General features: G+C 60.9%; 19 protein-coding genes. 14 read left to right on the forward strand and 5 right to left on the reverse strand.

From position 1 onward, the window contains the following. Window positions 1–265 precede the first annotated feature (265 nt). On the forward strand, window positions 266–1,135 hold the full coding sequence (locus KFO72_RS22640; RefSeq protein WP_054934617.1) for a glycine betaine ABC transporter substrate-binding protein: 870 nt from the start codon (window positions 266–268) through the stop codon (window positions 1,133–1,135). A 145-nt stretch (window positions 1,136–1,280) separates the two neighbouring features. Further along, a complete protein-coding gene (locus tag KFO72_RS22645; protein ID WP_225033083.1) occupies window positions 1,281–2,936 on the forward strand; it encodes an APC family permease in 1,656 nt (551 codons plus the stop codon). 56 nt (window positions 2,937–2,992) lie between these two features. Here the strand turns inward: KFO72_RS22645 and purU are convergent, their stop codons facing one another. Together purU and KFO72_RS22655 are read right to left on the reverse strand one after the other, a co-directional pair. Then, entirely contained in the window at window positions 2,993–3,871 is an 879-nt protein-coding gene (purU, locus tag KFO72_RS22650) for a formyltetrahydrofolate deformylase (RefSeq protein ID WP_054934619.1), read from the reverse strand. Between the two features lie 150 nt (window positions 3,872–4,021). Continuing rightward, window positions 4,022–4,948 carry a choline sulfate utilization transcriptional regulator gene (locus KFO72_RS22655; protein WP_225033084.1) on the reverse strand — a complete coding sequence of 309 codons (927 nt, stop codon included), beginning with the start codon at window positions 4,946–4,948 and terminating at the stop codon, window positions 4,022–4,024. Between the two features lie 140 nt (window positions 4,949–5,088). Between KFO72_RS22655 and betC the strand changes: the two genes are divergently transcribed. The 3 genes from betC to KFO72_RS22670 all read left to right on the forward strand — a co-directional run bounded on the left by betC (window position 5,089) and on the right by KFO72_RS22670 (window position 9,019). Next, window positions 5,089–6,633, forward strand: coding sequence for a choline-sulfatase (gene betC, locus KFO72_RS22660; protein ID WP_225033085.1), 1,545 nt, complete (start codon window positions 5,089–5,091; stop codon window positions 6,631–6,633). Window positions 6,634–6,670: 37 nt separating this feature from the next. Continuing rightward, window positions 6,671–7,636, forward strand: a complete 966-nt coding sequence (locus KFO72_RS22665) for a choline ABC transporter substrate-binding protein (protein ID WP_176054560.1) — start codon at window positions 6,671–6,673, stop codon at window positions 7,634–7,636. A gap of 240 nt (window positions 7,637–7,876) precedes the next feature. After that, complete coding sequence (locus KFO72_RS22670; RefSeq protein WP_054934622.1) at window positions 7,877–9,019, forward strand: porin; 1,143 nt, start codon at window positions 7,877–7,879, stop codon at window positions 9,017–9,019. Between the two features lie 60 nt (window positions 9,020–9,079). Here the strand turns inward: KFO72_RS22670 and KFO72_RS22675 are convergent, their stop codons facing one another. Continuing rightward, window positions 9,080–10,072, reverse strand: a complete 993-nt coding sequence (locus KFO72_RS22675) for a GlxA family transcriptional regulator (protein ID WP_054934623.1) — start codon at window positions 10,070–10,072, stop codon at window positions 9,080–9,082. 301 nt (window positions 10,073–10,373) lie between these two features. Here KFO72_RS22675 and KFO72_RS22680 point away from each other — a divergent pair, with 301 nt between their 5' ends. From KFO72_RS22680 to KFO72_RS22700, 5 genes are all read left to right on the forward strand, one after another. After that, entirely contained in the window at window positions 10,374–11,324 is a 951-nt protein-coding gene (locus tag KFO72_RS22680; protein ID WP_054934624.1) for a choline ABC transporter substrate-binding protein, read from the forward strand. A gap of 75 nt (window positions 11,325–11,399) precedes the next feature. Next, window positions 11,400–12,329 carry a 3-keto-5-aminohexanoate cleavage protein gene (locus KFO72_RS22685; protein WP_054934625.1) on the forward strand — a complete coding sequence of 310 codons (930 nt, stop codon included), beginning with the start codon at window positions 11,400–11,402 and terminating at the stop codon, window positions 12,327–12,329. A gap of 43 nt (window positions 12,330–12,372) precedes the next feature. Further along, on the forward strand, window positions 12,373–13,338 hold the full coding sequence (locus tag KFO72_RS22690; RefSeq protein ID WP_224101425.1) for an L-carnitine dehydrogenase: 966 nt from the start codon (window positions 12,373–12,375) through the stop codon (window positions 13,336–13,338). Window positions 13,339–13,426: 88 nt separating this feature from the next. Next, complete coding sequence (locus tag KFO72_RS22695) at window positions 13,427–13,918, forward strand: thioesterase family protein (RefSeq protein ID WP_225033086.1); 492 nt, start codon at window positions 13,427–13,429, stop codon at window positions 13,916–13,918. Window positions 13,919–13,969: 51 nt separating this feature from the next. Further along, window positions 13,970–14,905 (forward strand): alpha/beta hydrolase, encoded by a 936-nt coding sequence (locus KFO72_RS22700; protein ID WP_225033087.1) that lies wholly within the window; start codon window positions 13,970–13,972, stop codon window positions 14,903–14,905. A gap of 41 nt (window positions 14,906–14,946) precedes the next feature. On the opposite strand, the gene KFO72_RS22705 is transcribed toward KFO72_RS22700, so the two are convergent. After that, entirely contained in the window at window positions 14,947–15,234 is a 288-nt protein-coding gene (locus tag KFO72_RS22705) for a DUF3331 domain-containing protein (RefSeq protein ID WP_035991149.1), read from the reverse strand. A gap of 374 nt (window positions 15,235–15,608) precedes the next feature. Between KFO72_RS22705 and KFO72_RS22710 the strand changes: the two genes are divergently transcribed. Beyond that, window positions 15,609–16,694: an AI-2E family transporter gene (locus KFO72_RS22710; protein ID WP_060603138.1), complete on the forward strand. Its 1,086-nt coding sequence runs from the start codon at window positions 15,609–15,611 to the stop codon at window positions 16,692–16,694. A gap of 63 nt (window positions 16,695–16,757) precedes the next feature. Here KFO72_RS22710 and KFO72_RS22715 read toward each other — a convergent pair whose 3' ends face one another. After that, window positions 16,758–17,861 (reverse strand): OpgC domain-containing protein, encoded by a 1,104-nt coding sequence (locus KFO72_RS22715; protein ID WP_225033088.1) that lies wholly within the window; start codon window positions 17,859–17,861, stop codon window positions 16,758–16,760. 687 nt (window positions 17,862–18,548) lie between these two features. On the opposite strand from KFO72_RS22715, the gene KFO72_RS22720 reads away from it, so the two are divergent. Genes KFO72_RS22720 through KFO72_RS22730 form a run of 3 tightly spaced genes read left to right on the forward strand, consistent with a single transcriptional unit; the run spans window position 18,549 to window position 22,273 of the window. Continuing rightward, window positions 18,549–19,601 (forward strand): polysaccharide biosynthesis/export family protein, encoded by a 1,053-nt coding sequence (locus KFO72_RS22720; protein ID WP_412101796.1) that lies wholly within the window; start codon window positions 18,549–18,551, stop codon window positions 19,599–19,601. After that, window positions 19,598–20,035: a low molecular weight protein-tyrosine-phosphatase gene (locus KFO72_RS22725; RefSeq protein WP_054934632.1), complete on the forward strand. Its 438-nt coding sequence runs from the start codon at window positions 19,598–19,600 to the stop codon at window positions 20,033–20,035. The genes KFO72_RS22720 and KFO72_RS22725 overlap by 4 nt, the downstream gene beginning before the upstream one ends. A 12-nt stretch (window positions 20,036–20,047) precedes the next feature. After that, on the forward strand, window positions 20,048–22,273 hold the full coding sequence (locus tag KFO72_RS22730) for a polysaccharide biosynthesis tyrosine autokinase (protein WP_225033089.1): 2,226 nt from the start codon (window positions 20,048–20,050) through the stop codon (window positions 22,271–22,273). Window positions 22,274–22,276 lie beyond the last annotated feature (3 nt).

Here is a 22,276-nt window from a genome sequence, read left to right on the forward strand (position 1 = left end):
CCCCGCACAGGGGCGACGCGTGAAGCTAGATAACGCATCGCGGATGCCAGCGAAAAGGCGTATAGACCGCCCGCGCGGCGGACACCTGAACCACGAAGGCAAAGCGCGAATGTCATCACAAACCATAGCAGACGACCCAGCGTCGCAGACAAAAAACCCATGCGTCGCATACAGACAAGTAAACGTCGCAAACCCGACCACCTGATGCATTCTGGTTAGCGATTCTAAAGCCACACCGCGGCAAGCGGCCACAAGGAGATCGACCATGAAGCACCTTAAAAAACTGATGTTATGCGGTGCACTGCTCGCCGCGATGAGCGCAATCGGCACGGGCACGGCGGCAGCCGACACCAAACCGACAATCAAGATCGGCTACGTAGAAGGCTGGGACGACAGCGTCGCCACATCGAACGTTGCTGCACAGATCATCGAAAAGCGCCTCGGCTATCCAGTGCAACTCGTACCCGTAGCGGCAGGCATCATGTGGCAAGGCGTGGCGCGCGGCGACCTGGACGCGACACTCTCGGCGTGGCTGCCCGTCACGCACGGCGCGTACTGGGATCAGTTCAAGGGCAAGGTGCAAGACCTGGGAGCCAACTATAACGACGCCAAGATCGGCCTGATCGTGCCCGCCGACGTGCCGGAAAAGACCATCGGCGATCTGCAGGCACACAAGGCAGACTTCGGCGGACGCATCGTCGGCATCGACGCCGGCGCGGGCGTCATGAAGAAAACCTCGGACGCAATCAAGGCCTACAACCTCGACTATCAACTCATGCCGAGCTCGGGCAGCGCCATGACAGCGGAACTCGCGCGCTCGATGAATGCCAATAAACCTGTGATCGTCACAGGCTGGATACCGCACTGGATGTTTGCCAAGTGGAAGCTGAAGTTCCTCGAAGACCCGAAGAAGGTGTTCGGCGAATCCGAGCATGTGGATAGCGTCGTCAATCCGGGCCTCGATACGAAGGCGCCACAAGTAGTCGCGTTTCTGAAGAAATTTCAATGGAAGCCGGGCGAAATCGACAGCGTCATGCTGGCGACCGAGAACGGCGCCAAGCCTGCCGACGCAGCCGGATCGTGGATCGCCGCACACGGCGACCGCGTGAACAGCTGGGTAGGCGGAGCACAATAACCGTCCTTCCTTAACGCGTTCTGATGAGCGTTTTGTGGTGATGCCGATGCGCTGCGCGCGCATCGGCATCACCGATGTGTCTTTCGGTTGTTCGTGTTCCAGCCAGCGCGCAGGCTCCTTCTCATTCTAAAGACGGAGACTCTGGATGGATCAGGCAAGACTGCGTACCCGCAGTATCGAAGGCGCTGCCGATAGCGCCGAACATGAAGGTCATTCGCTGCAACGCGGCCTGACCTGGAAAGACGCATTCTGGGTGACCAGCGGCGTGCCCGGCGGCGTGCTGTTTACGATCGGCGGCGTGTCCGCGACGATCGGTCAACCCGCGTGGGCCATATGGGTCGCCGCGATCCTGATGGGCCTGATTCAAAGCGCGACTTACGCCGAAATTTCAGGGCTTTTCCCGCACAAGTCGGGCGGCGCGTCGGTATACGGCGCGATGGCCTGGGTGCGCTACAGCAAGACGATCGCGCCCGTTTCGGTGTGGTGCAACTGGCTCGCCTGGTCGCCGATGCTCGCATTGGGCACGGGCCTCGCCGCCAATTACGCGCTGTCCAGTCTCTATGCCCCCGATGCTGCGATCAACACGTGGCGTCTGACACTGCTCGACCTCAGCTTCATCAAGCAAGGGCTGTCGCTGCGCATCAACGCGACGTTCATCATCGCGGCGATCTTTCTGCTGATCACATTCAAGCTGCAGCACAGCGGCGCGTCGAAGGCCGCGAAGACGCAGCGTATTCTCGGCATCGCTTCGCTTGCGCCCTTGCTGATCGTCGGCATCGTGCCGTTCGTGACGGGCGACGTGCCCGCTGCACATCTATGGCCGCTGCTGCCGCTCGGGCACGATGTGCAAGGCAACGTGACGGCGTCGACGTTCGGCTCGTGGAATGGCGCAGGCATCACGATGGCGTTCGGTGCAATGTTCATGGCGGGCTGGGCCGCGTACGGCTTCGAAACGGCCGTCTGCTACACGCGCGAGTTCCGCAATCCGCGTAGCGATACGGTCAAGGCGATCTTCTGGTCCGGCATGGCGTGTCTGGTCGTGATGACGCTGGTGCCGCTGGCGTTTCAGGGCGTGTTGGGCACGAAGGGCATGCTCGATCCGAAGATCGCCGACGGCACGGGCGTGGCGGCCGCCATGGCGCATATGGTCGGTGGCGGCGCGATCGTGTTCGACGTGGTCGTGATCATGCTGATGCTGACCATCCTGCTGATCGTGATGACCTCGATGATGGGCTCGTCGCGCACGCTGTATCAGGCATCCGTCGATGGCTGGCTGCCGAAGTATCTGTCGCACGTCAACGAGCACGGCGCGCCCACACGCGCAATGTGGACCGACCTCGGCTTCAATCTGATCCTGCTGCTGATGTCGGACTACATGACGGTGCTGTCGATCTCGAACGTCTGCTACATGATCTTCGTGTTTCTGAATCTGCAATCGGGCTGGATTCACCGGCTGGATCGCGCGGATGCGGACCGGCCGTTCCGTTGTCCGGCGTGGCTGCTCGCTGCGGGCGCGTTGTGCGGTTTTCTGGATCTCGCGTTCATTGGCGCGGGCGCGGACATGCAGGGCGTGGGAACGATGCGCAACGGCCTGATCGCGATGCTGCTGATCGTGCCCGTGTTCATGTTCCGTCATTACGTGCAGGACCGTGGGCGTTTCCCCGCACGCATGCAGCAGGATATGGAGTGGAAGGGCGGTATGCGGCCTGCGGGGCTGCGCGGCTTGCTGCCGTATGGTGCGTTGGTGCTGGCCGTGTTCGTCGTATGGTTCTCGCACTATCTGGCGAAGCCGTTCCTTTGAGCGCCCTCAGGTGATGTTGCCGCCGCGTCTGCCATGCAGCGCGGCGGCTTTTGCGCTCAGAGCACCACGGTTCGGTCGCCATTGATGAACACGCGTCGTTCGACGAACGCCTTCACGGCACGCGCCAGCGTGATGCATTCGACGTCGCGGCCCACGGCCAGCAGGCGCTCAGGCCCATACGAATGGTCGACGCGCTGCACTTCCTGCTCGATGATCGGGCCTTCGTCGAGATCGTCGGTGACGAAGTGCGCCGTCGCGCCGATCAGCTTCACGCCGCGCGCGTGCGCCTGATGATAAGGCCGCGCGCCCTTGAAGCCGGGCAGGAACGAGTGATGGATATTGATCGCGCGGCCTGCGAGCTTGCGGCTCGTTTCGTCGGACAGAATCTGCATATAGCGCGCGAGAATCATCAGCTCCGCGCCGCTCGAATCGAACAGGTCGAGAATTTGCGCTTCCTGTTGCCGCTTCGTTTCAGGCGTCAGCGGCAAATGATGGAACGGCAGACCATGCTGCACGGCTAGCGGCTCGAAGTCGGGATGATTCGATGCAATACCGACAATGTCCATTTTCAGTTCGCCCATGCGCCAGCGGAATAGCAGGTCGGCAAGGCAATGCTCGAGCTTCGACACCATGATCAGTACTTTGGGCCGCGTATCGAGATCGTGCATCGCCCACTGCATATCGAAGTCGGCGGCGATGGGGTGGAACTCGCGCCGCAATGTGTCGATATGCAGCGCCGCTTCGGGCGCGCTCGCCACGCCATGAAACACGCAGCGGACGAAAAAACGCGCGCTGATGTCGTCGTCGAACACAGTGAGTTCGTCGATATAGCAGTGGTGCCGATCGAGAAAGCCGACGACGGCAGCAACCTGGCCGGCGGCGCTCGGGCAGGAAAGGGTCAGCGCGAACTGATGCGGGCGTTCGGTGGTGGGCATGCGGGTCCTCTGTCATTCGATATGGGATTCCCGCATGACCGTGCCATTGAACCTGTAGCGCAGCGCGGCGCGGCAAGCGGGATGATCAAGTAAATCAGCCCAATTTGCGCGCGCATAGAACCGATGCGCCGTGCTCGTGGTATCGGAACGTCAGGCGTGCGTGTGCTCGCCGACGTCGATCAGTTCGTTGAAAACCCAGCGCCGGAACAGCGGCACGGCGGCCGGCGCGGGGCGCGCGGGCGGGCAGACGAGGTAATAGCCGCGTTCGGTGGTGACGGGCGTGTCGAGCAGGTGCACGAGCAGGCCGGATGCGATGAGTTCGTCGGTCAACGGCGTCCAGCCGAGCGCGACGCCCTGGCCCATCAGTGCTGCCTGCACGACGAGTGAATAGCTGTTGAACATCATGGCCTGGCTGTCTTCCGGCGCTTGCAGACCGTGCGCGGCGAACCATGTGTGCCAGGCAAGCCAGCGCTCGGGGTCGGTGGGCTGCACGTGCAGGAGCGGCAATGCGGCAAGGTCGGCGGCAACGCGCACGGATGCGTGAAGCTCGCGAAAAGCGGGCGAGCAGACGGGCGTGACGGCTTCGGCGAAAAGCCGCGTGGAGGTGCAGGGCGGCCAGTGGCCGTCGCCGAATGCGATGGCGATATCCGCGTGGTCGCGGTGCGGGTCGTAGCCGAGTTGCGACGTGACGATCTTCACGTTGACGCCGGGCATCGACGCCTTCAGGCGGGCTAGGCGCGGCAAGAGCCAGTAGGTGGCAAAGCCGGCGTCGGTGAGGATCGTCAATGCGCCTGTGGCGCGGCGCGCGCGGATGTCGGTTGTCGCTTCGCGGATCGTGTCGAGGCCGCTGCGCACGGCTTCATAGAGCAATACGCCTTCGGGCGTGAGTGTCACACCGCGATGACCGCGTTCAAACAAGGGCGCGCCGAGGTCTTCTTCGAGCTGCACGATGCGCTGGCTCACGGCAGGCTGGGTCGAACCGAGCTCTCGCGCGGCGGCCGTGAAGCTCGCGAGGCGCGCGGCTGATTCGAAGGCCGATAAGGTCTGCATCGGCGGAAGACGGTCTGGTCCCGGCATAACATTCCCTTATGGGCCGATAAGCGCACGCCGCCTTCACAACGGTTTAATGAGCGGCAATAGTGAAGTGGTCGCGGCGCTCGCTGAAAAGCGCCGCTGGACCTCGATACGTAACCACACGATTCTAATCCGCCCCGTTCATGAGCCTTAATACAAAGCAGAATATCGTTATCTTGATGGCCGACCAGATGACGCCGTTCGCGCTGCGCGCCTATGGCAATCAGGTCTCGCTGACGCCGCGCATCGACGCGCTGGCGAAAGACGGCGTCGTATTCGATTCCGCGTACTGCGCGAGCCCGCTGTGCGCTCCCTCGCGCTTTTCGATGATGGCGGGCAAATTGCCGGCCGCAATCGGTGCTTACGATAACGCCGCCGAATTGCCCGCGCAAACCCTGACGTTCGCCCACTATCTGCGCGCGGCGGGCTATCGGACGATCCTCTCGGGCAAGATGCATTTCTGCGGCCCTGACCAGTTGCACGGCTTCGAGGAACGCCTGACCACCGACATCTATCCCGCCGATTTCGGCTGGGTGCCGGACTGGGAACACCCGGACGTGCGGCCCAGCTGGTATCACAACATGAGCTCGGTGCTGGACGCTGGCCCATGCGTGCGCACGAACCAGCTCGATTTCGACGACGAAGTGACCTACACGACGCGTCAGAAGCTATACGACATCGTGCGCGAGCGTGCGGCGGGCGGCGACGCGCGGCCGTTTTGCCTCGTCGCGTCGCTCACGCATCCGCATGATCCTTACGCGATTCCGCAGCAATACTGGGATCTGTACCGCGATGAAGAGATCGACATGCCGCGTGTGACCTTGACGCGCGAACAGAGCGATCCGCATTCGAAACGTCTGCGCGATGTCTATGAAGCGGATATCACGCCGCCGACCGAACAGCAGATCCGCGACGCCCGACACGCATACTATGGCGCGCTTTCGTACGTCGACGCGCAATTCGGCGCGATTCTCGACACGCTGAAAGCAACCGGTCTCGCCGAAGACACCATTGTCATCGTCACATCGGATCACGGCGAAATGCTGGGTGAACGCGGCCTCTGGTACAAGATGACTTGCTTTGAAGGCGGTGTGCGTGTGCCGCTGATCGTGCATGCGCCAAAGCATTATCGCGCGCATCGCGTGGCTGCATCCGTCTCGCACGTCGATCTTCTACCGACTTTGGTCGAAATGGCAACGGGTACGCCGCGCGCAGAATGGCCCGACGCCGTGGATGGACGGAGCCTTATCCCGCATCTGCACAACGACGGCGGGCACGACGAAGCGATTGTCGAGTACTTTGCTGAAGGCGCAATTGCTCCGATGATGATGATCCGGCGCGGCAAGTACAAGTTCATTCATACGCCTGTCGATCCCGATCAGCTTTACGATCTTGGGAACGATCCGGGCGAGCGCATCAATCTCGTGCAAGATCCGAAGCATGCCGTGCTCGTCGACGCGTTTCGCAAGGAGATCGCGCAGCGTTGGAATATTCCCGCACTGCATCAAGCGGTGGTCGCGAGCCAGCGCCGCCGGCGCTTTCATTTCGAAGCGACGACGCAAGGCACGATCCGCTCATGGGACTGGCAGCCTTTCACCGACGCCAGCCAGCGCTATATGCGCAATCACATCGAACTCGATACGCTCGAAGCGATGGCGCGTTATCCGCGCGTCGCCGGCGGCCAATGACAGGCAAGAGAGAAGTCTTCAATACGGGAGCCACACGATGAACATACGCTGGAGAAGTTCGCTTGCGAAGGGCGCATTGATGCTGACCGCATGCTGCATTGCATTGACAGGATCGTCGCAAGCAGCAGAGCCGCAGAGCTGCACGCAGGTCCGCATGGCAGACCCCGGCTGGACGGATATCGATGCGACCAACGCGGTCACCGGCGTGCTGCTGAAAGCGCTCGGCTATCAGCAGAACGTGTCGAATCTGTCGGTGCCGATCACGTATCAGGGCTTGAAAAAAGGACAAATCGACGTGTTTCTCGGCAACTGGATGCCCGCGCAAGCTCCGCTCGTCAAGCCATTCGTCGATGAACGTTCGATCGACGTGCTGCATGCGAATCTGACCAACGCGAAGTTCACGCTTGCCGTTCCCGACTATGTCGCCGCTGCGGGCGTGCATTCGTTTGCCGATCTCGTCAAGCATGCCGACCAGTTCAACGGAAAGATCTATGGCATCGAGCCAGGTGCGCCCGCCAATCAGAACATCAAGAAGATGATTTCCGATAAGGCATTTGGACTTGGCGACTGGAAGATTGTCGAGTCGAGTGAAACGGGAATGTTGACGCAGGTCGAGCGTGCCGTGCGAGACAAGCAATGGATCGTGTTTCTTGCGTGGGAGCCGCATCTGATGAACACGAAATTCCACTTGACCTATTTGTCGGGCGGTGATGCGTATTTCGGTCCGAACTACGGTGGCGCGACGGTGAATACGGTAACGCGCGCCGGTTTTTCCAGTCAATGCACAAATCTCGCCAGGCTCTTTCAGCAATTGACATTCAATGTCGATCTGGAAAACCAGATCATCACGAATGTGCTGCAAAACAAGGTGGATATCAATACCGCGGCGTCGAATGCGTTGAAGAGCAATCCAACTTTGCTGAACACATGGCTCAAAGGCGTGACGACCGCAAATGGGAGCGACGGATTGCAGGCAGTGCAGACACAACTCGGCATTCATTGAATTGACATTGTCGGGACTGTCAACTGACGCGCGGCTCCGCAAGGGGTCGCGCGTTTTTTTATGCGGTACGTGTGTTCCTTTTGTTGTGTGTGTCGCTAACAGACCAAAGTACGTCGTGTTTGGTCGAGTTGCCCGAAAAATGGATTTGTACTGTGCATTCATCGTCGTGCGAATTGAACAAGCCGCGAAGTCAGCTTCGCATCCCTATCCCCTCAAAGTCAGGCAAGAGAGAACCACACAATGAAAAAGCTGAATGCCGCAGCACTGACGGGCGTCGCACTCGCGCTCGCTGGAATGTCGAACACGAGTCACGCGCAGAGCAGTGTCACGTTGTATGGGATCGTCGACGCGGGTATTACCTGGGTCAATAATACGGGCGGCTCGCATGTCGTGAAGTTCGACGACGGCATCTCATACGGTAACCGCTTCGGCGTCAAGGGCACGGAAGATCTGGGCGGCGGCTTGCAGGCGGTGTTCGTGCTCGAAAGCGGCTTTCACCTCGGCAATGGGCAACTGGGCTTCGGCAGTGCGTTATTCGGGCGTCAGGCCTATGTCGGGCTGAAGAACCAGTGGGGCACGATTTCGTTCGGCAATCAGCTGGATATGACAGAAGAGATGGTGTACCTGTACAACGTCTCGGCGTGGGGAAGCGGCTATGCGATTCACCAGGGCGACTTCGACCGCTTCAATGGCGACCGCCTGCCGAATTCGGTGAAGTTCCTGTCGAATGAATTCGCCGGCTTCATGTTCGGCGGCATGTACTCGTTCGGCAACGTCGCGGGCGATTTCCACCAGGACAGCGCATGGAGCGTCGGCGCCCACTATGCGAACGGACCGTTCACAATGGGCGCGGCCTATACGCAGCTGAATAATCCGCACGGCATCTACGCCTTCGATCCGTACGCCATGCTCGGCGTGCACACCTTCCTCGGCCAGCAGACGGTGACCGTCGATCCGGCGACTGGCGCGAGAACCGATCTCTTTGCGAGCAATCCGTTTCCCGTGGACAAGCAGGGCACATTCGGCGTCGGCACGAGCTACGCGATTGGCGACGTGACACTGATGGGTAACTTCACCTATACGACGATCAAGGGCCTGGGCGTCACGTCGCACATGAAGGTGGGTGAAGGCGGCGCGAGCTGGCAGGTGACGCCGGCGTTCAGCGTGGTCGGCGGGTACCAGTACACGAACTTCGAAGGGCATCACTGGAATCAGGGTTCGCTGGGCGCGCACTATCTGCTGTCCAAGCGCACAGACGTCTATATTTCAGGTGACTATCTGAAGGCGTCGAGCGGCGTGGATGCGGTGATCGGCTATAGCTTCACGCCGTCCACCACGACGACCCAGGCCGATGTGCGTATCGGCATGCGGCACTCGTTCTGACGCTGGTTTGATTTGCCTTGTTCGCAAAGAACAAGGCAAATCGGTCAAATAGCACCGCATTCAAGGCACTGCGCTTTCTCGTGGCATATTTGCATTGCCACCACCACCATGACGCAGCGGACTCCGGTCGCTGCGCGGACTCGTGCCGAACCGCGCGCGATAGGTCCGCGAGAAGTGTGACGGCGACTCGAATCCGCACGCCACGCAGATCGCCGTAATCGACATGTCCGTCTGCCTCAAAAGCTCGCGCGCGCGATCCAGCCGCAATTGCAGATAGAAATGCGTGGGCGTGTCCTTTAGCGATGAACAGAAAAGCCGCTCCAGCTGTCTGCGCGTGACGCCGATTTCCTGCGCGAGATCGGCGGGCGCGAGCGGTTCTTCCATGTTCTGCTCCATGACACCGATCACCTGAATCAGCTTGCGGTTATGCACGCCGTAACGCGCCGCGATTTCCATGCGCTGATGATCGGAGCGCTGGCGGATGCGGCTTACGACGAATTGTTCCGAGATCGACGAAGCGAGCGCCGCGCCATGACTGCGCGAGATCAGGTCGAGCATCATGTCGATCGAAGCCGTGCCGCCCGCGCAGGTGATGCGCCGCGCGCCGATCTCGAATAGCTCTTCGCTCGCATTCACCGACGGGTAGCGCTCGCGGAATGCAGAGAGCGCTTCCCAATGCAAGGTCACGCTGTCGGTGGCGCGCAGCAGCCCCGCTTCCGCCAGGATGAACGCGCCTGTGTCGATGCCGCCGAGCGTCGCGTGGGTGTGGTCGAGCCGCCGGAGCCAGTCGCCGAGCGCGCGGCTGTAGCACGCAAGCGGATCGAAACCCGCGACGATAAAGACGGTTCGGGCGTGATCGACATCGCCGAAGGCGGCTTCGGCGTTCATCGAAATGCCGTTGCTCGCGGCGACGGGCGCGCCGTCCACGCTCAGAATATGCCAGCGGTACAGGTTTTCGCGAAAGCGGTTGGCGACGCGCAGAGGCTCGATAGCCGACATGAAGCCGATGGCGGAAAAGCCCGGCAGCAGCAGAAACGAAATGTCTTCGGGCATCGCTCGATCTTCTGGATGTCAGGTTGGCCGGATTCGTCGAATCCGGCGAGCGTAGCAAGCGGCATGCAATGCGGCAAGCCGACAAAAAACCCTAGGCGTATGGCGCAGCGCACCATCGCGCCGACGCATGCTGGTTTTCCCTCATGGTCGCGCGCAAGCAAGAACGGGTCGCTGATAGTCGATTTTGCCGGAATATGGATTTGTACCTTTAATGCACGTCGCGTCTTTCCAGAGTCGTCTCACTCGCCGCCCGTCACGCGGGCGTTCCAGAACATTACGAGCTGTGTCGAAGGGGATCGTCATGAAGTTGATCATCAAAGCCGTTTCCGCATGTCTTGCTGGCCTGCTGGCCGCACTGTCGCTGCCCGCGCTCGCGCAGGACCCGCCGAGCTGTCGCGCCGTCCATTTCGCGGATATCGGCTGGACCGACATCACGTCGACTACGGCGCTCGCGTCGACGGTCTTCGAAGGGCTCGGTTATCAGCCGGTGACGACGGTGGCATCCGTGCCGATCTCGTTTGCCGGGTTGAAGAGCAAGCAGCTGGACGTCTCGCTCGGGTACTGGTGGCCTGTACAGGAGAAAGCGCTTGCGCCGTTCGTCGACGCGAAGTCGATCAACGTCTTGCAGCCGCCCAATCTGACGGGTGCGCGAGCGACATTTGCGGTGCCCACTTACGAATACGACGCCGGACTGAAGACTTTCGCCGATATCGCGAAGCATCGTGCGGAACTCGACGGAAAGATCTATGGCATCGAGCCGGGCAGCAGCGCGAATGCCGCAATCCAGAAGATGATCGCGACCAATCAGTTCGGTCTGGGCGGATTCAAGCTGATCGAGTCGAGCGAGGCGGGCATGCTCGTGACCGTCGACCGCGCGGTGCGTGAAAAGAAATGGGTGGTCTTTCTCGGCTGGCAGCCGCATCCGATGAACATTCAGATTGATATGAAGTACCTGAGCGGGAGCGAAGGCGTATTCGGTCCGAACGATGGCGAAGCGCGTGTTTATACGCTGACGTCGCCGGATTTTCTGACGCGCTGCCCGAATGCTGGAAAGTTGGTGAGCAATCTTCGCTTTACCACGCAGCTCGAGAACGTCGTGATGCAGTCGGTGATGAACAAGGAGAAGCCCGCCGAAGCTGCTAAAGCGTATTTGAAAAAGAATCCGCAAGTACTCGACGAATGGCTCGCAGGCGTCAAGACGTATGACGGCAAGGATGGTTTGCCTGCCGTGAAGGCTTATCTCGGTCTTTGAGATCCGACATTCGAATACGGGAAGTACTTTTCCATTGCAACCAGTCAGATCCCACAGTTAACAGGAATTTCACGCATGAACCATGAAGTGATCGTGACCTGCGCTGTCACGGGTGCAGGCGACACCGTCGGCAGACATCCCGCCATTCCCGTCACGCCCAAACAGATCGCCGATGCCGCAATCGAAGCCGCAAAAGCAGGCGCAACCGTCGCGCATTGCCATGTGCGCGATCCGAAAACGGGACGCGGCAGCCGCGATCCGAATCTGTACCGCGAGGTCGTCGACCGCATTCGCTCCGCGGATACGGATGTCATCATCAATCTGACGGCTGGCATGGGCGGTGACCTGGAAATCGGTCCCGGCGAAGATCCGATGCGCTTCGGCGCGGGCACTGATCTGGTCGGCGGGTTGACGCGGCTTGCGCACGTCGAAGAGCTTTTACCGGAAATTTGCACGCTCGATTGCGGCACGCTCAATTTCGGCGACGGCGACTATATCTACGTATCGACGCCCGCTCAATTGCGGGCGGGTGCAAAGCGCATTCAGGAACTCGGCGTCAAGCCGGAACTGGAGATCTTCGATACGGGCCACCTGTGGTTCGCCAATCAATTGCTGAAAGAAGGCCTGCTCGATGCGCCGCCGATGTTTCAGCTGTGCCTCGGCATTCCATGGGGCGCGCCCGCCGATACGACGACCATGAAGGCTATGGTCGACAACCTGCCGTCCGGCGCGCAATGGGCGGGTTTCGGTATCGGCCGCATGCAGATGCCGATGGTCGCGCAGGCGATGCTGCTGGGCGGTCATGTGCGCGTGGGTCTTGAAGACAACATCTGGCTCGACAAGGGCGTGCCTGCGAGCAATGGCTCGCTCGTCACGCGCGCCGTTGAAATCATCGAACGGCTTGGCGGCCGCGCGCTGACACCTGCGGAGGGCCGCAAGAAACTCGGCCTGCGCGCACGCGGCGAACGGCTGCTCGAAAAGCGCGCCGCAGAACAGTTCGCATAGCAGTTGCAATAACGCTTTGAATCATTCGAGAGGATCATCGGCAATGGCAGTGATTACGGATATCAAGACTTTTGCAGCAATCGGCGCAGGCGTGATCGGTAGCGGCTGGGTGGCACGCGCGCTCGCGCATGGGCTCGACGTCATTGCATGGGACCCCGCGCCGGGCGCGGAGAAGCAGTTGCGCGACAACGTCGCGAATGCGTGGCCCGCACTCGAACGTGTCGGACTCGCGGCGGGTGCTTCGCAGGAGCGCCTGCGTTTCGTGAAGACGATTGAAGCGTGCGTCGCGGATGCCGACTTCATTCAGGAAAGCGCGCCTGAGCGCGAGGAATTGAAGCTCGCGTTGCACGAGCAGATCAGCCGCGCGGCAAAGCCTGACGCGATCATCGCGTCGTCGACATCGGGCCTGCTGCCGACCGATTTCTATGCGCGTGCGCTGCACCCCGAGCGCTGCATTGTCGGGCATCCGTTCAACCCTGTGTATCTGTTGCCGCTTGTCGAAGTACTGGGCGGTGAACAAACCGCGCCGTCGACCATCGACGCCGCGATGAACATCTATCGTGCGCTCGACATGAGGCCGCTGCATGTGCGCAAGGAAGTGCCGGGCTTTATCGCCGACCGCCTGCTCGAAGCGCTGTGGCGCGAAGCACTGCATCTGGTCGACGAAGGAGTCGCGACGACCGGGGAAATCGACGATGCGATCCGCTTTGGCGCGGGCATCCGCTGGTCGTTCATGGGGACGTTCCTCACGTACACGCTTGCTGGCGGCGACGCAGGCATGCGGCATTTCATGCAGCAATTCGGGCCCGCGCTGGAATTGCCGTGGACGAAGCTCGTCGCGCCGAAGCTGACGGATCAGCTGATCGACCGCGTGGTGGACGGAACGGCAGAGCAGGTGGGTCCGCGTTCGATCAAGCAGCTCGAGCGCTATCGCGACGAATGCATCACGAACGTGCTGTCCGCGATTGCCGAAACGAAAGCGCGTCATGGCTTGCGTGCCGACGAATAAGGTCGAGTAATATCTGTGCGTGTGCGGGGCATTGAAACCGATATCCCGCGCGTGCCGTACCTCGTTCAAAGCGACGGAGACATTCGCCATGCCGCGACACGCGGAATTGCCTGCGTATCAGGACGTCGTGCGCGCCGAGTGGGTCGATTACAACGGCCATCTGCGCGACGCGTTCTATATGCTGATTTTCAGCTTCGCCACCGATGCGCTGATCGACCAGATCGGCCTCGACGACACCGTGCGCAAAGCGCGTGGCCGCTCGATCTACACGCTCGAAGCACACATTCACTATCTGCACGAAATCAAGGAAGGCGCCCGGGTGCGGGTGGAGATGCGTGTGCTCGCGCATGACGCCAAGCGCATGCACCTGTACCTCGAAATGTTCGCGGACGACGGCGCTGAAGCCGTCGCGGCGGGCGAGCAGATGCTGTTGCACGTCGATATCGGCGGGCCGCGTTCAGCGGTGTTCGACAGCGACGTCGAAGCGCGCGTGCGCGCGCTCGTCGATGCGCAAGCGGCGCTGCCTGCGCCGCAATACGCGGGGCGGGTGATTGGCTTGCCGGGGCAAACGCGCAAATAGCGCCGCGCGCATTCGCGTGCATGATCGGACAACCTGAGCGGAGCATGCCAGATGCTCGAACCTGAGATGATCGCGTTCGTTGAGCGCACGAAGGGTCTTTATCCGCGCGATCGATCTGTATCGACGTTTGCCGAACAGCGGGCGGTGTACGAACAGTACGCCGCCGCGCTAACGCCGCCATTGCCCGATGGCGTGACGACTCACGACGCGCCTTTCACATCGCCCGATGGACACACGTTCGGCGTGCGCCTGTACGCGCCAGCTGAGCGTGCGCGGTCGATGGGCACGGTGCTGTATTTTCATGGCGGCGGGTTCGTTGTCGGATCGCTCGACAGTCACGGCCTGATCACAGCGCGCATCGCGGCGGATACCGGCTTGTGCGTGGTGACCGTCGATTATCGGCTTGCGCCCGAGCACGCCGCGCCGGCCGCGCACGACGATTGCCTTGCCGTGACGCGTGCCGCGCTCGACAGCCGCCTGCCGTTCGGCCCTTTGCCGCGATCGCTGCAACTGGCAGGCGACAGCGCGGGCGGCACGCTCGCGGCGAGTGTCGCGATGCGTCTGCGCGACGAGGGGAAAGCGGGCGTGCACGGCGTCGCGCTGGTTTATCCGATGCTGGGCATCGAACCGCAATGGCCCGCGCGCGACTCGGAAGCCGATGCGCCGATGCTCACGCTTGCCGATGTGCGACGCTACGGCGCGCTGTATTGGTCCAGTCGGGCACGCGATCACGCGTGGACTGTTCCGCTCGAAGCATCACGCTATGATGGATTGCCGCCGACGCTTGCGATCGGCGTCGAGCACGACCCGTTGCGCGACGACGCGCGGGTCTTTGCGGAACGCATCCGCGCGGCGGGAGGACAGGCGAGTGCGCCCGTCGGCATCGGCCTCGTGCACGGATCGTGGCGCGCGCTGGCGACGAGCCCCGGCGTTCAATGGATGCATCGCGAAGTGTGCCGCTTCCTCGTCGAACACGCTGCCGGTTGACGGCGGGAATCCCGGCCGCCGATTGTTGCCAGAAACGCTGGTTATGCAGCGAATGCGTGCTCGAGCACTTCGGCCGCGATCATGGCGGCGGCGTTTGCGGGAGCAGGGCGTTCGGCTGGCTTGAAGACGGCGTCGCCGCGCCGGATCTTTCGGCGCGAAACGGCGCAGGTGCCGGAGGTGTGCGCCGAGCGGCGGCGCCAGCGCTGCTCGCCGTAGTGGCAGCGGCCGGGTTCGATCCAGCGGATCACCAGCGTCGTGTCAGAGTGTTCGAGAATCTCGATGCGCAACCCGTTAGCGCCCATCAACGGTAAACACTCCAGAGTGGTCATGGTCGGCTCCGTATTTGTGGTGTGCCGAATGTAGACCCACGCGCGCGTGAGAGCCATTGTGCCCGCGTAGAAACACTGTTCCCGATTCCGCAATAATGAGATGGTGGACATGCACACGAACGGTAATAAGGGGATTTGCGGCTCGTCATAGCGATTACTCGCAAATATGCAACGAACTGTTGTATGAAAGGCAGAAAAGGGCCGGACCGTTTGTCTGGTCTGCCGGGGAACGTTGCATCCTTTAAGATGGACGGCTGGCAACCCGCGGCGAGCACGCGCAGGCATCGCGCATGCGCGTGCGTTGACGATGCTGCCCGCCCCACCATTGCGATGCGCGATCGTTGAACGCGCATCGAGTTCCATCACGAGGTCACATGAACCAACGCCCGCCCGACGTTCCATCCGAGGCCGACATGCCGAATCGCCGCAAGGCGCAGCGGATTGCTTCGGCGGCGCTGTATGCCGTCATGGTGGCGCTGGCGATCTGGGTGATCCGCGATTTCGTGCCGGCCATTGCCTGGGCTTGCGTGATCGCGATTGCGCTGTGGCCGGCGTTTCACCGGATCGAAGAGCACAGGCTGTTCAAGGGGCGCTCGACGCTGATCGCAACCGTTCTGACCATTGCCATCGGCTTGCTGTTTCTGCTGCCTGTCGGAATCGGGATTGCGCAGGCCGCGGCCGAGGCGCACGACGTGATCGAATGGGCGCGCGACGTCCAGGAGAACGGCATTCCGTTGCCGGACTTCGTTCAGCATTTGCCGTTTGGCGCGGCGCAGATCGGGGCGTGGTGGCAGGAAAACCTGACGCAGCCGCTGCGCGATTCGCCCGCCATGAAGGGCTTGCACGGCGGCGCGGTCGTCACGTTCGGCCGGCATTTCGGCGCGCGGGCGGCGCACGCGCTGATGCTGTTCGGCTTCATGCTCGTCACGCTGTTCGTGATCTTTCAGGCGGGGCCGAAGCTGTCGGGCGAATTGATGAAGGGCGTGCGGCGCGCGTTCGGCTATGACGGCATGCATCTGGCCGAACGGATGGCGGCGGCTGTGCGCGGGACGGTGTCGGGGCTGGTGGTCGTCGGGATCGGCGAGGGCGCGCTGCTGTTGCTCGCGTATATGTTGACGGGCGTCCCGCACGCGGCGTTGCTCGGTTTCGTCACGGCGATCGCTGCGATGCTGCCGTTTTGCGCGCCGATCGTATTCTGCGGCGCCGCGCTGTGGCTCTTCATCGAGCAAGGCGCGCTCGTGCCTGCGATTGGCCTTGCTGTGTTCGGCTTCGTCGTCGCGTTTGTCGCCGAGCACTTCGTGCGGCCGGTGCTGATCGGCAGTTCCGCGCGGCTGCCGTTTCTGCTCGTGCTGTTCGGGATTCTTGGCGGCGCGGAGACGTTTGGGCTGCTCGGGCTGTTCGTCGGCCCGGCGCTGATGACGGTGCTGATGGTGCTATGGACCGAGTGGGTCGAGCGCTGATGTGGCTTTCCTGATTGCAGCGTTGAGTTTGGCGTGGCTCGCGTGACGGGCTGATCGCCGATCTCAGGCGGGCCCCGAGCCGCGCAGGCGCAGCGTCAGCACGCGCGAGATCGGCACCGATACCTTGGCGACGGCGAACAGCGAGCCGATCGCGACGGCATCTGCGACGAGACCGAGCGGTACGTTCAGATAGCCGTCTGTTGCCGTATAGAGCAGCGAGTCGACGACCAGCGAGATCACTGTCCCCGCGACGAAACACAAGAGGCCCTTGCGCCCGACAAGTCCTATCCACGGCAGGCGTTGAGCCAGCGCTCGCGCCCAGCCGATGCGCACCATATTCGCGACGAGCCATGCGATCGCGAGGAAATTGACGGCGCGCAGCCACGACAGATTCTGTTTCAGGCTGCTGTCCAGCGGCCCCACTTCCACGAACAGCTTGAACCAGGCGGCAGCTGCGACGATGCCGCAGGCGAACACTGTCAATAGCCACCCGTGGCGGTGCGCACTCGCGCGCTGATAGACGGGTTGCGTCTGCGCGATCACACCGAGCACGAACATCAACTGCCACGCGAAGGGGTTGAAGTCCCACTGCGCGTCTTCCGCGACAGGGAGATGGGGGAGCAACGACGGCGCAATCGACCACACGGCGAGGCTGCCCGCCAGCAGCAGCCACGGCTTGCTGCGCGCGAGCGGCAGGATGGCGGGCACGGCAAACGCGAAAAACGCGTACATGGGCAGTACCGACGCCAGGTACGGCTGGCGACGGAACAGCAGGATGTCGCGCAGGACCGCAGTGGGCGTGTCCATCATGTCGTCGAGATCGGTCGTGGCCATGTTGGGCGCGTCGATGCTGAACGCGCTCATCACGGCGCTTACGAGCAGCATCAGAACGGCTGTAATCAGAAACGCCCTATACAGCTCGAGCGAACGCTTGAAGAAGCGGTTGCGTGCGTCGGCTTCCGTGTGGCGTTTCGCAAGCGAAGCGTAAGCCGTGGCCGTCGCGAATCCACCGAGGAAGACGAAGACTTCGGCCGCGTCGCACAGCGCGTACGCGTGCAGCGTCGCGCGCGACAGGATGCTGCCGCCGATGTGGTCGACGACGATAAATACAAGAACTAGCCCCCGGAAGAAGTCCAGTTCGATCAGACGGTTTTTGGATGGTTGCATGCGGTTTTTTGGGCGAAAACGCCTCCGCGAGACGGTGCGCGGGTGACGCGCAGCGCAGGCTCGGTGAGGCTGGAATTTGGGGTGTTGCTGTGTGGCTGTTGCGCTGGTCGCGGTCCCTGCGATGTGCGTGGGAGGGCTTTGGCGCGGTGGCGCGGCGTTGCTTCGTGGCGGTTTCTATGCGGTTTCGCAGCATAGGGACCGGACGTGGAATCGCCGCACGACCCCATGTGGACCGACATTATCTCTCAGAGTTCCTCCTGGTTGTGTTTTTCTTGGGAACGTGGTTGGGGTGGGCGAGGTCGGGGCTTGAATTTGAGATGGGGGTTGGCGAAAACGGTTCGGGTATTGGCGGGAAAGGTGGTGGGTGGGTTCGTATGCTGGCGGGTCGCTGAAATGCAGCATGTTTTGTGATGCATAGGCGGAAGCGGGAATCCGACGGTACACATCGAACACCTATGGACGACGAGGGGAGTCCTGGCTCGATCGGCGTGACGGTGTGCATCGATGCTGAGCTCTGTGCGACAGAACCGCGACGCGATCGTCTGAGGGCGGGGGCGAGTGAAGATAAAAGGATGGGCAATGAAAGCGGCTTCAAATGTACCGCGCAATCGATCGAGCTTGGGCTGCTGGTTTGCAGCAGTGATCGCGGCGTGTGCGGGATTGTCTGGGTGTGCAATGGCGCCTGGTATGAAGATGACTCCCCCAGTCGAATTGTCGACGAGCGCGATGGGTGTTCAATCCAGCGTTAAGGACTCGTTCGTGCCCATCTCCACCATAGACGCCGCTCTGATCGCGCGGATGAAGGACGACCTGTCGCGTACAAGTTCGCTCCAGATACAGAGCCTTTTAACAACGGCCGAACCTTACGCGCTCGGTAAGGGCGATGTTCTTCAGATTACGGTTTGGGATCACCCCGAGTTAGTGCAGGCGCAAGGTCCCCTCGGCCAAACAGCTACTCGGCCTTCCGATCCTGTGCCCGGATTCGTGATTGACCAGGATGGCAATCTGGATTTTCCGTATGTCGGGCCAATTCATGTCGAAGGTCTGAAGCCTGAGCAGGTCCAACGACGTCTGGCCGTGGCGCTGACAAAAGTTTTCGTCAAGCCGCAAGTCACGGTGCGTGTTGCTTCGTTTCGCGCCAAGCAGATCTATGTCGATGGCGAGGTACACACGCCGGGCACGCTGCCGCTTAACGATATTCCGATGACCCTTTATGACGCTGTGAACCGGGCGGGTGGATTTGCAGCGACGGCGGATCAGAGCCGGATGGTACTCGTCCGCGATGGAAATTCTTATTCGCTTGACCTTACCGGGATGTTAGAGAAAGGAGTCAACCCCGCAAGGATCGTTCTGAAAAATGGCGACCTCCTACGTGTGGTCGCACGTGACGACAATGGCGTATTCGTAATGGGCGAGGTGAACAAGCCTGTCACTGCTGTGCCAATGAAAAGCGGAAGGTTGACGTTGAGCGAAGCGATTTCCCAGGCGGGAAGCTTGAATAACGCAACTGCAGATGCATCGGAAGTGTATGTCATTCGCGACTCCATGAGTCCGACCCCGCAGATCTATCACCTTGATGCAAAGTCCCCGGTCGCGATGATCTTCGCGAACCAGTTCGAACTCAATCCTCGTGACGTTGTGTATGTCGATGGTAATGGACTCGTGCGCTTTTCTCGCGTGCTGAGCTTGCTATTGCCCGCCGTCAACGCGGCGCTAGCTGGTGCGATCGTGGCCAAATGATCAAGTCGATACTAGTCGTATGCGTCGGCAACATCTGTCGCAGCCCGATGGCTCAGAACCTGATTAGTCGCGAAGTCCCCGGCGTCACTGTGGTGTCGGCCGGGCTCAACGCCGTCATAGGTTCGGCGCCTGATCCGATGGCGATACGCGTCGCTGCCGAAGCGGGGCTCGACATCGCCGCGCATCGAGCACAGCAGTTGAACGTCGAACTAGTTCGGTTCGCCGATCTGATCCTCACGATGGAAGCGACGCACAAGCACCAGATCATGCGCCAGCACCCAGTCGCATCGGGCAAGGTATTTCGGATTGGAGAGATCGGGCGTTTCGACGTGCCCGACCCGTACAGAAAGCCCGTGAAACACTTCCACGAGGCGTTCGAGTTGATCCGGATGGGCGCCGATGCATGGGCGCCACGCATAAAAGCAATGGCATAGCGAGAGAACAAGATGAACAAGCAGTCCGACCTGATGGTCGAGGATCACACTGACGAGCACGACGACCTCATTCGCTACCTGGACATACTGATCGCCGGTCGCTGGCTTATCGCGAGCGTCTTGGCAGCCGTTGTTCTGCTGGGGGGCGCTTATTCATTTCTAGCAAGGCCGACATACGAAGCGGACATCATGATTCAGGTCGAAGAGGATAACCCGACGAGTGCGAGTTCGCTGCTCGGCGACGTGTCTTCGCTGTTCGACGTGAAAACTCAGGCCGAAGGTGAGTTGGAGATCCTGCAATCGCGGACGGTGGTCGATCAGGCGGTGAATAACCTGCGTCTCTACATCGATGCGCGGCCACGTTATTTCCCGCTGATCGGCTGGCGTGTCGCCGACAACGCGAAATCGCTCTCCATTCCGGGCCTGATGGGGTGGGGGGGATTCTGCTGGGGAAACGAATCGATTGACGTGCGTGAATTCGACGTGCCGAAAGAACTGGAAGGCGAACGCTTTCGGCTAACGCTGCTCGGGAACCAGCGCTTCCGATTGACGCAGTCCGACCTAGACTCGCCGATCGAAGGCATCGTTGGCAAGCCACTGGACATCGAGCAGAGCGTCGGCCATCTTCACCTGCTCATCGCAGGCGTGCACGCGAAGCCGGGCGCCGCATTCTATCTGACTCGCGAATCGAAGCTCAAGACACTGACCGATCTGCAGCAAAGGCTCAATATGCAGCAGAAAGGCAAGCAAAGCGACATCATCACCGGCACGCTGCGTGGCGGCGATCCGCAGCAGATATCAGAAATTCTCAATGAGATAGGAGATGCGTACGTCGCACAAAACGTGAAGCGGAAAACTGCTGAAGCGGACAAGTCATCGCAGTTTCTTGAAGCCTTGTTGCCGGCACTGAAGCATGACCTCGAAGTCGCGGAGAAACGATACAACGCTATGCGCAACCAGAGCGGTACGTTTGATGTTAGCGTCGAGGCGCAAACCTATCTACAACAAAGCGTCGTCGCACAAAGCGGCCTGCTCGACCTGCAGCAGAAGCGCGCCGATCTCGCAACACGATACGCGCCGTCTCATCCTGCCATTGTTGCACTCGACCAGCAGATCGATGCGATGAAAGCCAAGGTGAGCGACGTGAATGACCGCATGAAGCTCTTGCCGAATCGCCAGCAGGATGCGGTGTCGCTGATGCGCGACGTGCAGGTCGCTCAAGACATCTACGTCGGAACGCTAAACAACATCCAGCAGTTGAAACTAGTTGCGGCGGGCAAGGTCGCCAGTGTTCGTCAGGTAGACGAAGCACGCGTCCCGGAAGAGCCGGTATCGCCGAAGAGGCCACTTTTTATCGGGCTTGCGGCAATCGCGGGTCTGATGCTCGGCATCGGCACCGCGTTTGTTCGGGAGATGCTATACGGCGGTGTCACAGACGCGCAGGACATCGAGCGTTACGCAGGCCTCAATGTATATGGCGCGATTCCCTTTTCGCAGGCTCAAAAATCGCTGAACGCGGGCATGCAATCAGGCAGGCCGGGCAAGTATCTGCTCGCTGAATCGAATCCAGACGAGCCATCAATTGAAAGTCTGCGTAGTCTGCGCACCGCGTTGAGCTTCGCGATGCTCGAAGCGCCGAACAATCGTTTGCTGCTGACCGGCCCTGCACCGGGTATAGGTAAGTCGTTCATCTCCGCCAACCTCGCCAGCGTGCTTTGTGGTGGCAACAAGCGGGTGCTGCTCGTCGACGCGGACATGCGGCGCGGTCACCTGCATCAGTATTTCGGCAGGGGACGTGGTCAGGGCCTGTCAAATGTGCTTGCTGGCCACTCCGCCGCCGAGACCGTCATTCAGCGCGAGGTGTCGCCGGGTCTCGATCTGCTGACGACTGGCAGCATTCCACCCAATGCGTCGGAGCTTCTATTAAGCGATAGGATGAACAGTCTTATGGAATTGCTTGGCTCGCGATATGACATGGTAGTCATTGATACGCCGCCAGTGCTAGCGGTCTCTGACACTCCGACAATGGCTGCCATCGCTGGTACGGTTTTCCTCGTTGCACGCTTTCAAAAGACGGCGATCGGTGAGATCAGTGAGAGCGCGCGACGACTGCAACGCGCAAACGCGTCGCTCAAGGGCGTGATATTCAATGGTGTAGATGCGCGCGCATTTGGATATCGATCGAAGTATGGCGCATATCGCTACATTGCTTATCAGTATCAGAAGACGAAGAGGTGAAAT

The sequence above is a fragment of the Paraburkholderia sp. XV genome (genome assembly GCF_020177535.1).
Classification (GTDB): Bacteria; Pseudomonadota; Gammaproteobacteria; order Burkholderiales; family Burkholderiaceae; genus Paraburkholderia; species Paraburkholderia caribensis.

What these genes read in the sequence shown, in the direction of transcription:
- KFO72_RS22640 (WP_054934617.1), top strand. Translation starts at nt 266, where the DNA reads ATGAAGCACCTTAAAAAACTGATGTTATGCGGTGCACTGCTCGCCGCG.
- KFO72_RS22645 (WP_225033083.1), top strand. Translation starts at nt 1,281, where the DNA reads ATGGATCAGGCAAGACTGCGTACCCGCAGTATCGAAGGCGCTGCCGAT.
- purU (WP_054934619.1), bottom strand. Translation starts at nt 3,871, where the DNA reads ATGCCCACCACCGAACGCCCGCATCAGTTCGCGCTGACCCTTTCCTGC.
- KFO72_RS22655 (WP_225033084.1), bottom strand. Translation starts at nt 4,948, where the DNA reads ATGCCGGGACCAGACCGTCTTCCGCCGATGCAGACCTTATCGGCCTTC.
- betC (WP_225033085.1), top strand. Translation starts at nt 5,089, where the DNA reads ATGAGCCTTAATACAAAGCAGAATATCGTTATCTTGATGGCCGACCAG.
- KFO72_RS22665 (WP_176054560.1), top strand. Translation starts at nt 6,671, where the DNA reads ATGAACATACGCTGGAGAAGTTCGCTTGCGAAGGGCGCATTGATGCTG.
- KFO72_RS22670 (WP_054934622.1), top strand. Translation starts at nt 7,877, where the DNA reads ATGAAAAAGCTGAATGCCGCAGCACTGACGGGCGTCGCACTCGCGCTC.
- KFO72_RS22675 (WP_054934623.1), bottom strand. Translation starts at nt 10,072, where the DNA reads ATGCCCGAAGACATTTCGTTTCTGCTGCTGCCGGGCTTTTCCGCCATC.
- KFO72_RS22680 (WP_054934624.1), top strand. Translation starts at nt 10,374, where the DNA reads ATGAAGTTGATCATCAAAGCCGTTTCCGCATGTCTTGCTGGCCTGCTG.
- KFO72_RS22685 (WP_054934625.1), top strand. Translation starts at nt 11,400, where the DNA reads ATGAACCATGAAGTGATCGTGACCTGCGCTGTCACGGGTGCAGGCGAC.
- KFO72_RS22690 (WP_224101425.1), top strand. Translation starts at nt 12,373, where the DNA reads ATGGCAGTGATTACGGATATCAAGACTTTTGCAGCAATCGGCGCAGGC.
- KFO72_RS22695 (WP_225033086.1), top strand. Translation starts at nt 13,427, where the DNA reads ATGCCGCGACACGCGGAATTGCCTGCGTATCAGGACGTCGTGCGCGCC.
- KFO72_RS22700 (WP_225033087.1), top strand. Translation starts at nt 13,970, where the DNA reads ATGCTCGAACCTGAGATGATCGCGTTCGTTGAGCGCACGAAGGGTCTT.
- KFO72_RS22705 (WP_035991149.1), bottom strand. Translation starts at nt 15,234, where the DNA reads ATGACCACTCTGGAGTGTTTACCGTTGATGGGCGCTAACGGGTTGCGC.
- KFO72_RS22710 (WP_060603138.1), top strand. Translation starts at nt 15,609, where the DNA reads ATGAACCAACGCCCGCCCGACGTTCCATCCGAGGCCGACATGCCGAAT.
- KFO72_RS22715 (WP_225033088.1), bottom strand. Translation starts at nt 17,861, where the DNA reads ATGCAACCATCCAAAAACCGTCTGATCGAACTGGACTTCTTCCGGGGG.
- KFO72_RS22720 (WP_412101796.1), top strand. Translation starts at nt 18,549, where the DNA reads ATGAAGATGACTCCCCCAGTCGAATTGTCGACGAGCGCGATGGGTGTT.
- KFO72_RS22725 (WP_054934632.1), top strand. Translation starts at nt 19,598, where the DNA reads ATGATCAAGTCGATACTAGTCGTATGCGTCGGCAACATCTGTCGCAGC.
- KFO72_RS22730 (WP_225033089.1), top strand. Translation starts at nt 20,048, where the DNA reads ATGAACAAGCAGTCCGACCTGATGGTCGAGGATCACACTGACGAGCAC.